This is a genomic window from Parafrankia sp. BMG5.11, assembly GCF_004337455.1.
Map to the genome: position 1 here is coordinate 79,035 of NZ_SJXI01000007.1, position 14,026 is coordinate 93,060.

The window sequence follows — 14,026 nt, forward strand, 5'->3', positions numbered from 1 at the left end:
CGTCGTCACCTGAGCCGGGACCGAGTCGACTGAAGCTCCTGAGCCGACTGAGAGCGCTCGCTCAGGGGCGCCGCAGCGCCTGGCCGACGCCCACGGGGTCGTCACAGATCACGCCGTCCACACCGGCGTCGCGCAGCTCGATCGCCGTCGCCGGGTCGGTGACCGTCCAGGTGACGAGGCGGAGGCCGGCCCGCCGCGCGCGCGGGACCGCGTCGGTCACGCCCAGCACGGCGGACACGTGCGCGTGCAGCTCCGTGTGGCCCGCCGAGCGGGCGTAGGCGACCCCGCCGCTCACCGACATCCGCGGCATCGTGAGGAACGCGGTCGCGACGCCGAGCCCGGCGTCGCGGATCGCCTCGATCGCGAACCAGTCGAAGGACGAGACTGTGATTCCCGACACAGATCGGCTTGCCGGCGCCGGGTTCCCGGTGGAGCTCGGCCCACTCGATTCGCCGGCCGGCCCACTCGATTCGCCGGCCGGCCCACTCGATTCGCCGGCCGGCCCACCCGCCGAGCCGGTCGCGGAAAGCGCTCCGTTCGAGGGAAGCGCTCCGTTCGCGAATGGCGTACCGGGGCCGGGCGGCGCACCGGCGGCCAGCTGGGCGAGCTGTGGGTCGACGTCGGATGGCGCACCAGGGGCCGGCGCTGTCGCCTGATCGAGGTGCGCGCCGGTGACGGAGGAGCCCGGCAGCCCGCGAGCCCGCAGCAGCTCGATGAGCGCGCGGGCCGTCCGCTCGCGTGGAGCGTCGAAATCCGGCTGGCCCGGCTGGTTCTTGATCTCCAGGATGAGGCGGCCACGGCCGTCCCAGACGTCGAGCATCTCGGTCAGCAGTGGGATGCCACGGCTGGCGAGCTCACTGGTCGACCGGCGGATGACGGCCCGACCGCCCAACCGCGGCAGCCGCGCGTCGTGCACACACACCAGGTCGCCGTCGGCGCTGCGGCGCACGTCGAGCTCGACGCCGTCCGCACCTGCCCGTAACGCGGCGTCTACCGCCTCGAGCGTGTTCTCCGGACCGGGTGTCCGGCTTCCACGATGGCCCAGAACCTCCATCGCCCCATCCTGCGCGGTCCGTTCCATGCGGTCACGCCGCGTGGAGAGTGGATCGGTCGGGTGTTCCGCGACTCACCTGCCGTCGGTTACCTGCGGTCAGTTCACGTGCTGGTCGTATGCCCCGCTGTCAGCGCGGTTGCCTGCGTGGTCCTCAGTGCTACGCCGGCCGACCGCGCCACTCCACACGGCGACAGCCAGATCGACACCAAGAGGGCAGCCTAGCACGAGATGACTAACCGGCATCACCCGACAGGCCAACATCGTTTGACCCTGCGGGGCGAGCCGACCCATCGTTACGCCACAACGATTCAACATGATCCGAAGGTCCTCGAAGTACTACAAACCACGGGATCCACTCGTGATGACCACCGGCCGACGTAGGGCAGGGTGATCCTTGGTCCGCTTGTGTCCCCGTCGGACAGGTAGCGGCCAGACCGGGCGTGACGGACCATGCAGGTTCTTGCGCCCCTGCCCGTTCCGGTGGGAGGGTGGCGAATGTCCGAGGTGGATGCACGTGCAGTTGGGTCCGCACACATGCACTCGCACAAGCCCCGGTCGCCGCGACCCGATCAGACATCCGGAATTTTCTTCTGGGACGCGACGCAACCAAGGCGGCTCACCGAGCGTCTGATGTGCAGTGTGACCCGAGACGAGAGAGGGAGTAGTACGCATGGACTGGCGCCACAGAGCGCTCTGCCGTGAAGAGGACCCCGAGCTCTTCTTCCCGATCGGTACGACCGGTCCGGCAGAACGCCAGGTCGAAGAGGCGAAGGCCGTCTGCAGGCGGTGCGCAGTCACTAGTGACTGCCTCAACTGGGCACTGGACACCGGGCAGGATTCCGGCGTCTGGGGCGGGTTGAGCGAGGATGAACGTCGGACGCTCAAGCGCCAGGTGCGGCTGAGAGTCCGGACCGCCCAAGCCCGGGGCGCCCCACACTGGGCGCGATCGAGCCGGTCGGCATCAGGACCGATCAGGCCTACCTGAGGTAGGCCGCACACAACCGAACAATGATCGTGAACCGCCTGTCCGCGTACGGACGGACCGGATGTCCACTGCGGAGCCACGCAGTGGTCCGTTCCCATCCGCTCGCGGGTCGATCGACGCATGCCCGAGGCGAGATTCACGATACGCATCACCATCGGCCGCTCTGTCCGCTGGTCCGGCGCACACCCCTGCGCGGACCCGGACGGAGCGGCCGAAAAATCTTTCGGGTCGGCATCCCCTTCGGGGTACTCGGCCTCCCCGCCGGCACCATCGGCGGCGCCCGATGCGCCACGACCGCCCTGCGGCGACGACACGACCGCCGTACGCGGATCGTGAACAGAGGACACATTGGCCTGCATACCCGCGCCAGCGAGGCCCAAACACACAACTTCAAGAAAGTGGGATCGACAGGAGCGCCTCGGTCCCTCGTGCCGGACCGGCCTGCAGCCGGATGGTCCCGCGCATCTCGCCCAGCACCAGCTGACGGACGATCTGCAGCCCGAGCCGGGGTGAGTGCTCGAGCTGGAAGTCGTCCGGCAGGCCGGCGCCGTCGTCGGCGACCACGACGTCGAGGCGGTCCTCGGCGCGCCGCACGCGGAGCTCGATCGCTCCCGACGATCCATCGAACGCATGTTCGACAGCATTCTGCAGAAGTTCCGAGAGCACAAGGGCCAACGGCGTGGCGAGTTCGCCCGAAAGCCGGCCGAACGACCCGATCCGCCTGGTCGTCGCGCGGGTCCCGGTCGACGCGAGGTCGACGGTCACCGAGGTGATCTGGTCGGCGATCTCGTCGAACGGGACGGACTCCCCCAGCGTCTGGGAGAGCGTCTCGTGGACGACGGCGATCGAGGTCACCCGGCGCACCGACTCGCGCAGCGCGTCGCGGGCCTCGTCCGCCTTCGTCCGGCGCATCTGCAGGCGCAGCAGCGCCGCCACGGTCTGCAGGTTGTTCTTGACCCGGTGGTGGATCTCCCGGATCGTCGCGTCCTTGCTCAGCAGCTGGGCCTCCCGGCGCCGCAGCTCCGAGACGTCGCGGACGAGGACCAGCACCTCGCGGATCGCGCCGGGGAAGAGCGGGATGGCCCGCAGCAGCACGACCGTGCTGCCCACCTCGATCTCGACCTCGACCGGCCGGCGCCGGCTGATCGCGTGCCAGACCGCGGGTGTCGTGGCCGGCAGGTTGAGCGCGCGGTGCACGGTGCGCAGGTCCTCACCGGTGACGTTCCCGGTGTGGCCGAGCCGGCGGTACGCCGACAGCGCGTTCGGGCTGGCGAAGATCACCTTGCCGGCGCCGTCGAGGCGCATCATGCCGTCACCGACCCGCGGCGCCTCGGGCAGCTCGGCGGAGCTGCCCCGGAACGGGAACGCACCCTCGGCGATCATCAGGGCCAGGTTGTTCGCGCCCTGCAGGTAGGCGGACTCCAGCGCGCTCGGCGTCCGGGTCGTCGCGAGGTTGGTGTCCCGGGCCAGGACGGCGATCACCCGGTCGCCGTGGCGCACCGGGATCGCCTCGGTGCGCACCGGCACCCCGCCGTCCCACTCGGGCTCACCCTCCCGCGCGATCCGGTGCTCGCGCCAGGCGTTCTGCACGACCCACCGGTTGATGACGACGCTGCCGACCTCGTCGTTGTGATACGCGGTGGGTCCGGTCGTGGGACGTACCTGCGCGACGACCTGGAACTCCATGCCGCCGGCGTGCCCCGCCCGCACCGAGCCGGACCGCACCGGGACAAGCAGCAGCAGGTCCGCGAAGGACAGATCGGCGAGCAGGGCCCAGTCCGCGACGAGCGCATGGAGATGGTCGATGTCGTCGCCGCTGAGATCGGTGCTCGCTCGCAGGGCGTCGGCGAGGGTTCCCACGGGACGCAGACTGCCAGACGCCGTGGTGGGCGTGCCGGGCGGCCGGGCCGGAATGCGCCGTACGCTCGCCGACGTGACGCCCGACAGCACCATCACCACCCCATCCGCGACCTCGGCCGACGCATCGGACGGCGTCCCGGCCAGCCCCGCCGGCACCGTGCCCGGCCCCGCGGGCGGCGCGACCAGCCACGCGAACAGCCCCGCCCCGCTCGGCTGGCTGGGCGAGGCGGCCCGGCTGCGGGCCGAGGCCGGGCTGCACCGCGTGCTGCGCCCCCGGGCGCCCCGCGCCGAGCGCGGGCCCACGGGCGCGCCGGCGCTGCCCGCACACGGCTCGCTGCAGCCATGGACCGACGGTGATCTCCTGCTCGACCTCGCCGGCAACGACTACCTCGGGCTGGCTCGCCATCCGGAGGTGGTCGAGGGCGGCATCGCCGCGCTGCGCGCGTTCGGCGCCGGGTCCACCGGCAGCCGGCTGGTCAGCGGCACCACGACGCTGCACGGGGAGCTCGAGTCCGCGCTCGCCGAGCACCTCGGCTTCGGCTCCGCGCTCGTCTTCTCCTCGGGCTACGCCGCCAACCTGGCGATGCTGACCGTCCTCACCGGACCTGGTGACCTGGTGCTCTCCGACGAGCGCAACCACGCCTCACTGGTCGACGCCTGCCGGCTGTCCCGCGCGGACGTCCTGGTCACGCCACATTCGGACGTCGATGCGGTCGACGAGGCGCTGGCCACACGTTCCTGGCGGCGCGCGTTCGTCCTCACCGACTCGATCTTCTCCGCGGACGGCGATCTCGCCCCGCTGGCCGCCCTGCACGCGGTCGCCCGGCGACACGGCGCCGTCCTGCTCGTCGACGAGGCGCACGGGCTCGGCGTCGTGGGCCCGGGCGGGCGCGGGGCGCTCGCCGCGGCCGGGCTGGCCGGCGAGCCGGACGTGATCGCCACCGTGACCCTCTCCAAGTCGCTGGGCAGCCAGGGCGGTGCCGTCCTCGGGCCGGCCGCGCTGCGCGACCACCTGATCGACACCGCCCGGACGTTCATCTTCGACACGGGGCTGGCGCCGGCGTGCGCGGGCTCCGCACTGGCGGCGCTGCGGCTGCTCACCCGACACCCGGACCTGCCGGAGCGGGTCCAGCGGCGGGCGCGGGAGATCGCCGCCGCGACCGGGGCCCCGGAGCCGGCCGGCGCGGTGGTGTCGGTGGTGCTCGGCGATCCCGAGCGGGCCGTCTCGGTGGCCGCGGCCTGCCGCGACGCCGGGGTCGCCGTCGGCTGCTTCCGGCCCCCGACGGTCCCCGCCGGGACGAGCCGGCTGCGGGTGGCGGCCCGCGCCGACCTCACCGAGGCCGATGTGAGCCGCGCGGTCGGCGTGATCACCGACGCCATCGGCCGGTTCCCCGCGCCGTGAGCGTGCTCATCGTCACCGGCACCGGGACGGAGGTCGGCAAGACCGTGGTGACCGCCGCCCTCGCCGCCCTCGCCGCGGACAGGGGGACGGCGGTCGCCGTGGTCAAGCCGGCGCAGACCGGCGTCCGGGCCGGCGAGCTGGGCGACGTCGACCTCGTCCGGGACCTCTCCGGGGTCGACGACGTGCACGAGCTCAGCCGGTACGCCGACCCGCTGGCGCCGGTGAGCGCCGCGCGGCGGGCCGGCCTGCCCACGCCCGACCTCGGCACGGTGGCGGTGGCGGTGCGGCGGCTGCAGGCCGACCGCGGGCTGGTCCTCGTCGAGGGCGCCGGCGGTCTGCTCGTCCGGTACGACCACGACGGCTCCACCCTCGCCGACCTGGCCCGGACGCTGGCGGCACCGGTTCTCGTGGTCACGACCGCCGGGCTCGGCACGCTGAACGCGACGGCGCTCACCCTGGAGGTCATGGCCAACCGCGGGCTCGACCTGGCGGGCATCGTCGTGGGCTCCTGGCCGGCCGAGCCCGACCTGGCCGCGCGCAGCAACATCGTCGACCTCGAGCTGCTCGCCGCGCGGCCGCTGGCCGGGGCGGTGCCGGCCGGGGCCGGGCTGCTCGGCACCGGGCAGTTCCTGCAGATCGCGCGATCCTCGCTCGAACCGGCCCTCGGCGGCGCATTCAACGCCGCGGAGTTCCGACGCCGGTACGCCGTGTGACGACCCCGGCCGGACTCACGTCACAACACGGGCACGAGTCACGAGGATGACTGAACAATGGTCTCGGCGCGGATCGACCGGCCCCGGCCGGCCACAACCCCCGCCACCCGACCGCTGATACGAGAAGACGGACGTCCAGCCCGACCGCTGGCCGCGAGCCACGCCGCCGGCACGACCTCCTGATGGAGATCACCTGTGACCGCACCTGTGACCACGCCCGCGACCGCGGAAGCGTCCCCGACCGTCGAGACCACCAACGTCACCGAGGCACCCCGACCCGTCGACGACGACATTCTCGCCCGTGCCCGCCGGCAGGTGCTCGACGAGGGGCGCGGCCTCGACGAACAGGACGTGCTCGCGGTCCTCCAGCTGCCGGACGAGGCACTGGGCGACCTGCTCGCGCTCGCCCACGAGGTGCGGCTGCGCTGGTGCGGGCCGGAGGTCGAGGTCGAGGGCATCATCAGCCTCAAGACCGGCGGCTGCCCCGAGGACTGCCACTTCTGCTCCCAGTCCGGCCGCTTCGACTCCCCCGTGCGCTCCGCCTGGCTGGACGTCCCGTCCCTGGTCGAGGCGGCGAAGGCGACGGCGGCCACCGGCGCCACCGAGTTCTGCATCGTCGCCGCGGTCCGCGGCCCCGACCAGCGGCTGATGGAGCAGATCCGCGAGGGCGTGGCGGCGATCCGGGCGGCCGTCGACATCAACGTCGCCTGCTCGCTCGGCATGCTCACCCAGGAGCAGGTGGACGAGCTCGCCGGCCTGGGCGTGCACCGCTACAACCACAACCTGGAGACGGCGCGCTCGCACTTCCCGAAGGTGGTCACCACCCACAGCTGGGAGGAGCGCTGGGAGACCTGCGAGCTCGTCCGCGCCGCCGGGATGGAGCTGTGCTGCGGCGCGATCATCGGTGTGGGCGAGTCCCTCGAACAGCGCGCCGAGCTGGCCGCCCAGCTCGCCGCTCTGGAGCCGGACGAGGTGCCGCTGAACTTCCTCAACCCGCGACCCGGCACCCCGTTCGGTGACCTGCCCGCGGTGGACTCACGCGAGGCCCTGCGCACCATCGCCGCGTTCCGGCTGGCGCTGCCCCGCACGATCCTGCGCTACGCCGGCGGGCGCGAGATCACGCTGGGCGACCTGGATGTCCAGGGAATGCTCGGCGGCATCAACGCGGTGATCGTCGGGAACTACCTGACCACGCTCGGCAGGAATCCGGAGAGCGACCTGGCCATGCTCACCGAGCTGCGGATGCCGATCAAGTCCCTGCAGGCCACGCTCTGAGCAAGTGAGTCCGGACCTTCCGTCACCCTAATGTTGATCTATCATCGGGGGTTCGTGTCCGGTTCGGGTGTTCCGCGGAGCACCGCGGTCGACCGTGGTTCGTGGTGATCACGGCTCGCGGGAGTTCGGGTGTTCCGCGGAGCACCGCGGTCGACCGTGGTTCGTGGTGACCACGGCACGGCCAGCCGTCATTTATCGGACAAAACCCCTACACGTCGGGGTGGCCTGCTCGCCGTTTGACATCCTTCTCGCCCTCCCAGAGCGAACGTCGCAGGGCGTGCCGTCTGAAACGGCGAGAAAGAAACCAAACGGCGAGTAGCCGAGCGCGCGGAAGCGAACCGGAGCCTGGACGGTCGGCACCGAGGGCGAAACTGTCGGACTACTCGTCCAGACCACGAGCCCCGCCACCGACCCAGGGCCGGGTAGCGGGACGAGCCCGGCCCCGCGGCCAATGCTGGGAAGCGGCCACGGGTCAGGCCGACACCGACGTCCCGTGCTCGGCGCAGCGCGCGCTCCAGCCCAGCGGGGTCACCTGGACGACGAGGCGACGCCGACAGGACGAGCAGTACCGCGGTGGTTCCAGCGCGCGCGCCCGCGCGCAGACGTCATGACTGCCAATGCGCGCGAGCTGGCCACACCGGTCGCAGAACGAGGCCTCCATGACAGAGCAGCCTAGGGCACCCGGCCCGCGACCGGCGGCGGGAAGTCCGCGCCGTCACGTCACCACCGGTGGCCTGCCGGGCGGCTGCCTGCCGGGCCGTCGCGGGCCACCGGCGGCAGCATGTCACCCGCGCAGCATGTCACCGGTGACCGGTCAGGAGTCGACGACGGCGATCAGGTCCCCATCCTGCACGACGTCGCCCTCGTTGACGGCGATGCTGGCGACGGTGCCGCCCTCCTCGCTGATCACCGGGATCTCCATCTTCATGGAGTCGAGGATTACCAGGGCGTCACCCGCCGCGACCGAGTCGCCGACACCGACGACGACCTTCCAGACGTTGGCGACCATCTCGGCACGGACTTCCTCGGACATCGGAATCCCTTCTCCACGTCGACCGCTCTCCCGGTCGACCGCGCTGCGGCGCCGGCTGATGTGAGCGTAGTAGCCGCCGGGTCGGCGCAGGATCGCAATCGACCCGACGCGCCATCCGGACGACCCGCGGCGGGGCCGCGCCCGGCTGGGAGGACGACCCCACACCCCCGGGCCATGCCGGTGCGCGGCGCCGGATCGGGCGCCCACGCGGGCACGGGCCGCGACCTCGTCGTCGGCGCCGTCGTCGGCGCCGCTGCGTCCCGGGCCCGTCGCGGAAGGGTCACACCGGCGGGCGGTGCTGCGCGATCGAGCGGCGACCCTCCACACTTACGGATGTGCTCGTACTCCTCCTCCTGACCCTGTTGTGCGGGTTGGCCGTGGGGCTCGCGAGGGGCGGAACCCTCGACGCCCTCAGTCGCGTCCACGTCGCCAGGCCCTGGCTGTTCGTCGGCGTACTGGTCGTGCTGGCCGTCGGCAGGCTCGTCGGAGCACTGCACAGCCCGGCCTGGATCCTCGCGTCAGCCGGTCTGGTGGTCTTCGCCGTGGCCAACCGGCGGCTCCCCGGCCTTCCGCTGCTGTGCGCCGGCGTGCTGCTCAACGCGCTCGTGATCAGCGCCAACAGCGGGGACATGCCGGTCTCGGCGTGGGCCGCCGACCGGGCCGGCGTATCGGTCCAGAGCATCCACGACTCGCACTTTCACACGGTGGCGGGAGGGGACACGTCGCTGCGCCTGATCAGTGACATCCTGCCGCTCCCGACGCCGGGCGCACCGGCCGTGGTGAGCCTCGGGGACGTCCTCATGGCCGCCGGCCTGGGCATGTTCGGCGCGGTGGCACCGGTGCGGGCACGGCGGACGTTGCAGGCCCGGCTCGCCGCCGGCCTCGCCCGACCCCGGCGGGCCGCTGGCGCACCGGACACCGACGGACACGACGCGGACGACAGCGACGGCGACGGGCCCGGCGACGACGAGGGACACCTCGACGACGAGCACCTCGAAGACGAGAGACCCCGCGTCGACGGGCACGGCAGAGACCACGAGGACGTCAGGGATCACGAGGGTGACGGGCTCGAGAGCGACGGGCGGGACGGGGACCGTGAGGACGACGGATACGTCCTGGACCAGGACCCGTCGGCCGAGGAGCCTCTCGCCGAGGGCCCGCCCGGCGACGAGCACACGGAGCGGGACGGCACGCCACGGCTCGTTCCCGCCATGACCGGGCCCGCGGACGACCCGGCCGGACCCGTGGGCGCCACGGCCGCGCCGGAGCGCCCCGGAGCGGGGGACGTGCCGCCCGGCCGCGAACCCGCCGACGATCATCCGGGCGGTGACGGGCCCCCGCCCGGCGACGGGACCAGGCTCGGCGGACGCGCCGGCGCGGGCCCGGACTCCGGCCCCACCAGCGGCCTCGCCCGCCCCGTCGACAGCGGCCACGCCGCCGAGTAGGCCGACCAGCCGGGTCCGCCGCCGCTGCGCGGCAGCCGGCGGCTGGCAGTATGTGCCCAGAGCGACCATGTGCTCAGAGCGGCGGAGAGGAGTTCATGATGGCGAAGAAGAAGCGCAAGCGGCGCGCGCGGGCGAAGAGCAAGGCCAACCACGGCAAGCGCCCGAACACCTGACAGGTGGACCGGGTGGGACGCCCAGCGCTCCCGCCCGGTCTCGTCAGCCGGTCACGCCGGCCGAGCCGGAGGCGGCGGCGTGGGCGCTGATCCGGGCCCGGATCCAGTCGACGGTCCGGGTGAGCCCGCCGTCCAGGTCCATCCGCGGCCGCCAGCCGATCTCCCGCTCCGCGAGGCCGACGTCCAGGCTGATGCGCTGCAGCTCGCCGGGGCGCGGCGGGGCGAACTGGGGCTCGTCCGGCACCCCGACCACCCGCGCGATGCGGCTGTGCAGGTCGAGAACGGTGGTCTCGGCGCCGGTCCCGATGTTGATCCGCAGGCCGTTGGCCGCCTGGGCCGGCACGCACCGGGCGAAGGCGTCGGCGACGTCCCCGACGAAGACGTAGTCCCGGCTGGTCGTCCCGTCACCGAAGATCTTGGTCGGGCGCCCCTCGAGCATGGCGGTGCCGAAGATGGCGACCACCCCGGCCTCGCCGTGCGGGTCCTGGCGGGGCCCGTAGACGTTCCCGAGCGCCAGCGCCGTCGTCGCGACACCGTAGGTCACCCGGTACACGTTGAGGTACAGCTCGCCGGCGGCCTTCCCGGCCGCGTACGGCGACTCGGGCGCGGGCGGCACGGACTCGTCGACGGGCAGCGCGGCCGGCGTGCCGTAGATCGACCCGCCGGACGAGGTGTGGATGACCTTCGCCACCCCGGCGGCCCGGGCCGCCTCCAGCAGGTTGATCGTGCCGAGAACGTTCAGCCGGGCGTCGAGCAGCGGGTCGGCGACGCTGATCCGGACGTCGATCTGCGCCGCGAGATGAGCCACCGCGGCGGGGCGGACCCGGGCGACGAAGTCACCGAGATCGGGCGACGTGATATCGCCCTTCTCGAACGAGAACCGGGCATCGGCCGCCGCCTGCGCGAGATTCTCCATGCGCCCGGACGACAGGTCGTCGATGCCCACGACCGAATGACCGTCAGCAAGCATCCGATCGACGACGGTGGAACCGATGAAACCGGCCGCGCCGGTGACGAGGATACGCACAGCAGGCAGCCTAACCGCCCGCCGCCGACCTCCCCGCACGAGCGGGGAGGCGCTCGCCTAGTCGGGGCGGAACTCGGTCGCGTCGGCGCCCGTGCGGGCCGCGCGCAGCCGGGCCAGCACGCTGAGCCGCAGCGAGTCCGGTGCCCGCTCCCCGCCGCACTTGCGCGCGACGAGCATTTTCACCTCGTGTTCGACCCCGAACTCCCGCAGGCACGGCGAGCACTCGTCGAGATGTGCCCGGATCAGGTGCTGCTGCGGGTCGTTGCACTCCCCGTCGAGGTAAAGAAAGACCGCGTCGAGCACCTTGCGGCAATCGATGTTGTGAGGTCCTCCGCAGCTCACGACCCACCGCCCTCGTTCTCGGCAGACCCCGCCGGAACCAGCCCGCGCTCCAGCGCGTACTGCTCCAGCGACTTTCGCAGACCACGCCGCCCACGGTGCAGCCGTGACATCACGGTACCGATGGGAGTGCCCATGATCTCAGCGATCTCCTTGTACGAGAACCCCTCGACGTCGGCCAGATAGACCGCCATCCGGAAGTCCTCGGGCAGCGCCTGGAGCGCCTCGGTGATGTCGCTGTCGGGCAGGTGCTCCAACGCCTCGGCCTCGGCGCTCTTCAGGCCGGTGGACGTGTGCGACTCCGCCTCGGCGAGCTGCCAGTCCTCGACCTGCTCGGTCGGGCTCTGCAGCGGCTGCCGCTGGCGCTTGCGGTACGTGTTGATGAACGTGTTCGTCAGGATGCGGTACAACCAGGCCTTGAGGTTGGTTCCCTCCTGGAACTGGTGGAAGGCCGCGAATGCCTTGACGAAGGTCTCCTGAACGAGATCCTCCGCGTCCGCGGGGTTGCGGGTCATCCGCAGCGCGGCAGCGTAGAGCTGATCGAGGAACGGCAGGGCATCCCGCTCGAACCGGGCGCCGCGCTCCTGGGTGGACTCGTCGTTGGTCTCGTCGACCAGGATCACTCCTTCGCCCCGCCGGGAACCGATCGCCGGCCCGCCGGCTGCCGTCCTGACTGGACCGCTCTCCGCGCCGGACGATACCCCCGCCACCGCCCTGGTGCGCACCGGCGCGGCGACCGGCCGCCCGCGGCCCGGCCCCGTCACCCGGCGATCCTGCGAGCGCGGGCCTGGTGTGCTGTGCTGGAACGTCATCGAACCTCCGTGACGCGGGCACTCCGGCGGTCGCACCACCTCCGTGCGACACCGGCCACGCCTGGCCTCCCGCGCTTCCCACTGGCGCCAACCACCGCGGGCTGTTCTCGATTCCCGGCGGGTGCTGTTCTCGATTCCTGGCGGGTCAGGTGGGTCGAACGGGTCGCGGGTGGGTAACCGAAACAGACGTGAGCACTCAGCCGCGGCGCGCTCAGGCCGTGCCGCCGGGCCCGTCTCCGACCATGCCTCCGGGCTCATGTCCGACCGTGTCCCCGGGCTCGTGCCCGACCGTGCCGGAGGGCTCGTCCCCGAGGCGGGCGAGCAGCCAGGACGCGCCCACCTCCGCGGCCTCCCCGATCACCTCCCCCACGGGCCGGCCGTCCCGGACCCGCACCCGGAACGAGTGGTCGGCCCCCGCCACGACGTGCACCCTGATCCCGCAGGACGGGTCGGCCACCGGCATGCCGAAGGCGTCGCGCGATCCCTGCACCACGAGGACGGGGACGCCGGCCCCCGCCAGCTCCGGCCCGCGCGACGGCTTCCCGCCCGGCGGCTCGAGCGGGAAGCCCAGCGCCAGCACCGCGCGGGCACCGACGGCACGGGCGCAGCGCACCGCCACCCGCGATCCCATCGACGCCCCGGCCAGCGCCAGGCGGTCGGGCGGGCCCAGCGCGGCGACCGCCGCGGTGAGCACGGCGTCCAGCCGGGCGGGGCGGTCCGGGGCGCGCCGGCCGGCCACCCGGTAGGGCATCTCCAGGGCGGCCACCCGGATCCCGGCGGCGGTGAGGCGTTCCGTGAGCGCGGTCAGCGCCGGCGTGTCGGTGCCGCTGCCCGCCCCGTGCAGGAGGACGACGGTGCCGACAACCTCGGCGCGTGGCGGGACGGGAACCACCCGCAGTCGTCCACCGTCCACAAGGAGGGGATCCTCGCCTGCCGTCGCGGCCGCCCTGACCGGCGCCGGTGGCTCGGCCGGGTCACTTCCGTCCGAGCCGCCCGGGAAGGACACTGCGTGGTCGGCCCGAACATCTGTCAGAATTTCACCTTGCGCATGTGACGTGCCTCGCATCATTGCCCCTTGAAGGGTAGGAACGGTCCATGTTGTCTGGCCCCGACGCCGACACTCACTCGTCCCGGGGGTCCTCCAACACGCTGGTGTGTGAGGCCCCCGCCGGCAGTGACGACCCCTACTGGGCCTTCTACGAGGAGGTCGCCTCGGCCCAGCTGAAGGAGTGGCTGCCCGCCGATCCGGTCCGCGTCCTGGACGTCTCCGGCCCGCGGGCCAGATTCGCACGCCAGATGGTCGCGGCCGGGCACGAGGTGGTCCGGGTCGTGGGGAGCCTCAGCAGCGTGGACACGCCGGGCGAGAGCGAGCCCGCTCCCGGCCCGGGGGCCGTGCGGCGGGTCGTCGGTGATGCCCGCTCGCTGGACTGGTTCCGTCCCGGCTCGTTCGACGCCGTGCTCGCCGAGGCACGGGCCCTGTCGTTCTGCCTGGCTACCGAGACCACGCTCGAGGAGATCCACCGCATGCTCCGGCCGGGCGGCCGGCTGCTGCTGTGCGTCGACTCCCTGCTTCTCGGGCTCGCCCGGCTCGCCGAGCAGCACCGCTGGGCGGAGCTGTCCGACGTGCCGCGCGCGGACGTCGTGCTCGTCCCGGCCGAGGACGGCACCATCACCCGGTGCTTCTGGCCCGAGGAGCTGCGCGCCCTGCTCACCAGTGCCGGTCTGGAGGTCGACTGGATCCGCCCGCGCACGGTGCTCTCCGCCGAGGCGGTCCGCCGGGCCGTCGCCGAGGACGTCTCCTGCTTCCCCACCCTGGTGCGCACCGAGGTCGAGCTCGCCGCCGAGCGTGAGGGCGAGTCAATCGGTATTCACCTGATCGCCTCGGCCCGCCGGCCCGACTAGCGCCGG

Annotated in this window: 15 protein-coding genes; 7 read left to right on the forward strand and 8 right to left on the reverse strand. The window is 72.8% G+C overall.

The window, feature by feature from the left end:
- Nucleotides 1-61 precede the first annotated feature (61 nt).
- Nucleotides 62-1,054 carry a glycerophosphodiester phosphodiesterase gene (locus tag E0504_RS05400; protein ID WP_112107928.1) on the reverse strand — a complete coding sequence of 331 codons (993 nt, stop codon included), beginning with the start codon at nt 1,052-1,054 and terminating at the stop codon, nt 62-64.
- Between the two features lie 670 nt (nt 1,055-1,724).
- Here E0504_RS05400 and E0504_RS05405 point away from each other — a divergent pair.
- Entirely contained in the window at nt 1,725-2,039 is a 315-nt protein-coding gene (locus E0504_RS05405) for a WhiB family transcriptional regulator (RefSeq protein WP_243657423.1), read from the forward strand.
- Between the two features lie 390 nt (nt 2,040-2,429).
- Here the strand turns inward: E0504_RS05405 and E0504_RS05410 are convergent, their stop codons facing one another.
- The gene (locus E0504_RS05410; RefSeq protein WP_041253694.1) at nt 2,430-3,899 is read right to left on the reverse strand and encodes a sensor histidine kinase; all 1,470 of its coding nucleotides are present in this window, start codon (nt 3,897-3,899) and stop codon (nt 2,430-2,432) included.
- 52 nt (nt 3,900-3,951) lie between these two features.
- On the opposite strand from E0504_RS05410, the gene E0504_RS05415 reads away from it, so the two are divergent.
- From E0504_RS05415 to bioB, 3 genes are all read left to right on the forward strand, one after another.
- Complete coding sequence (locus E0504_RS05415) at nt 3,952-5,301, forward strand: 8-amino-7-oxononanoate synthase (RefSeq protein ID WP_207912180.1); 1,350 nt, start codon at nt 3,952-3,954, stop codon at nt 5,299-5,301.
- On the forward strand, nt 5,298-6,014 hold the full coding sequence (gene bioD, locus E0504_RS05420; protein WP_071059377.1) for a dethiobiotin synthase: 717 nt from the start codon (nt 5,298-5,300) through the stop codon (nt 6,012-6,014). The genes E0504_RS05415 and bioD overlap by 4 nt, the downstream gene beginning before the upstream one ends.
- 195 nt (nt 6,015-6,209) lie before the next feature.
- Entirely contained in the window at nt 6,210-7,289 is a 1,080-nt protein-coding gene (gene bioB, locus E0504_RS05425) for a biotin synthase BioB (RefSeq protein ID WP_131622248.1), read from the forward strand.
- 472 nt (nt 7,290-7,761) lie between these two features.
- Here the strand turns inward: bioB and E0504_RS05430 are convergent, their stop codons facing one another.
- A complete protein-coding gene (locus E0504_RS05430; protein WP_131622250.1) occupies nt 7,762-7,950 on the reverse strand; it encodes a hypothetical protein in 189 nt (62 codons plus the stop codon).
- Between the two features lie 153 nt (nt 7,951-8,103).
- Nucleotides 8,104-8,322 carry a biotin/lipoyl-binding carrier protein gene (locus E0504_RS05435; RefSeq protein ID WP_020458608.1) on the reverse strand — a complete coding sequence of 73 codons (219 nt, stop codon included), beginning with the start codon at nt 8,320-8,322 and terminating at the stop codon, nt 8,104-8,106.
- A 377-nt stretch (nt 8,323-8,699) separates the two neighbouring features.
- Between E0504_RS05435 and E0504_RS05440 the strand changes: the two genes are divergently transcribed.
- Complete coding sequence (locus E0504_RS05440) at nt 8,700-9,767, forward strand: DUF5317 domain-containing protein (RefSeq protein WP_243657424.1); 1,068 nt, start codon at nt 8,700-8,702, stop codon at nt 9,765-9,767.
- 98 nt (nt 9,768-9,865) lie between these two features.
- Nucleotides 9,866-9,940, forward strand: coding sequence for a 50S ribosomal protein bL37 (locus tag E0504_RS54050; protein WP_369299096.1), 75 nt, complete (start codon nt 9,866-9,868; stop codon nt 9,938-9,940).
- Between the two features lie 43 nt (nt 9,941-9,983).
- Here the strand turns inward: E0504_RS54050 and E0504_RS05445 are convergent, their stop codons facing one another.
- From E0504_RS05445 to E0504_RS05460, 4 genes are all read right to left on the reverse strand, one after another.
- On the reverse strand, nt 9,984-10,967 hold the full coding sequence (locus E0504_RS05445; protein WP_131622253.1) for an NAD-dependent epimerase/dehydratase family protein: 984 nt from the start codon (nt 10,965-10,967) through the stop codon (nt 9,984-9,986).
- A gap of 57 nt (nt 10,968-11,024) precedes the next feature.
- On the reverse strand, nt 11,025-11,309 hold the full coding sequence (rsrA, locus tag E0504_RS05450; protein ID WP_020458605.1) for a mycothiol system anti-sigma-R factor: 285 nt from the start codon (nt 11,307-11,309) through the stop codon (nt 11,025-11,027).
- Nucleotides 11,306-12,118 carry a sigma-70 family RNA polymerase sigma factor gene (locus tag E0504_RS05455; RefSeq protein ID WP_020458604.1) on the reverse strand — a complete coding sequence of 271 codons (813 nt, stop codon included), beginning with the start codon at nt 12,116-12,118 and terminating at the stop codon, nt 11,306-11,308. The genes rsrA and E0504_RS05455 overlap by 4 nt, the downstream gene beginning before the upstream one ends.
- A 211-nt stretch (nt 12,119-12,329) precedes the next feature.
- On the reverse strand, nt 12,330-13,184 hold the full coding sequence (locus E0504_RS05460; protein ID WP_112107929.1) for an alpha/beta family hydrolase: 855 nt from the start codon (nt 13,182-13,184) through the stop codon (nt 12,330-12,332).
- A 29-nt stretch (nt 13,185-13,213) separates the two neighbouring features.
- Here E0504_RS05460 and E0504_RS05465 point away from each other — a divergent pair, with 29 nt between their 5' ends.
- A complete protein-coding gene (locus tag E0504_RS05465; protein ID WP_020458602.1) occupies nt 13,214-14,020 on the forward strand; it encodes a methyltransferase domain-containing protein in 807 nt (268 codons plus the stop codon).
- Nucleotides 14,021-14,026: the final 6 nt, after the last annotated feature.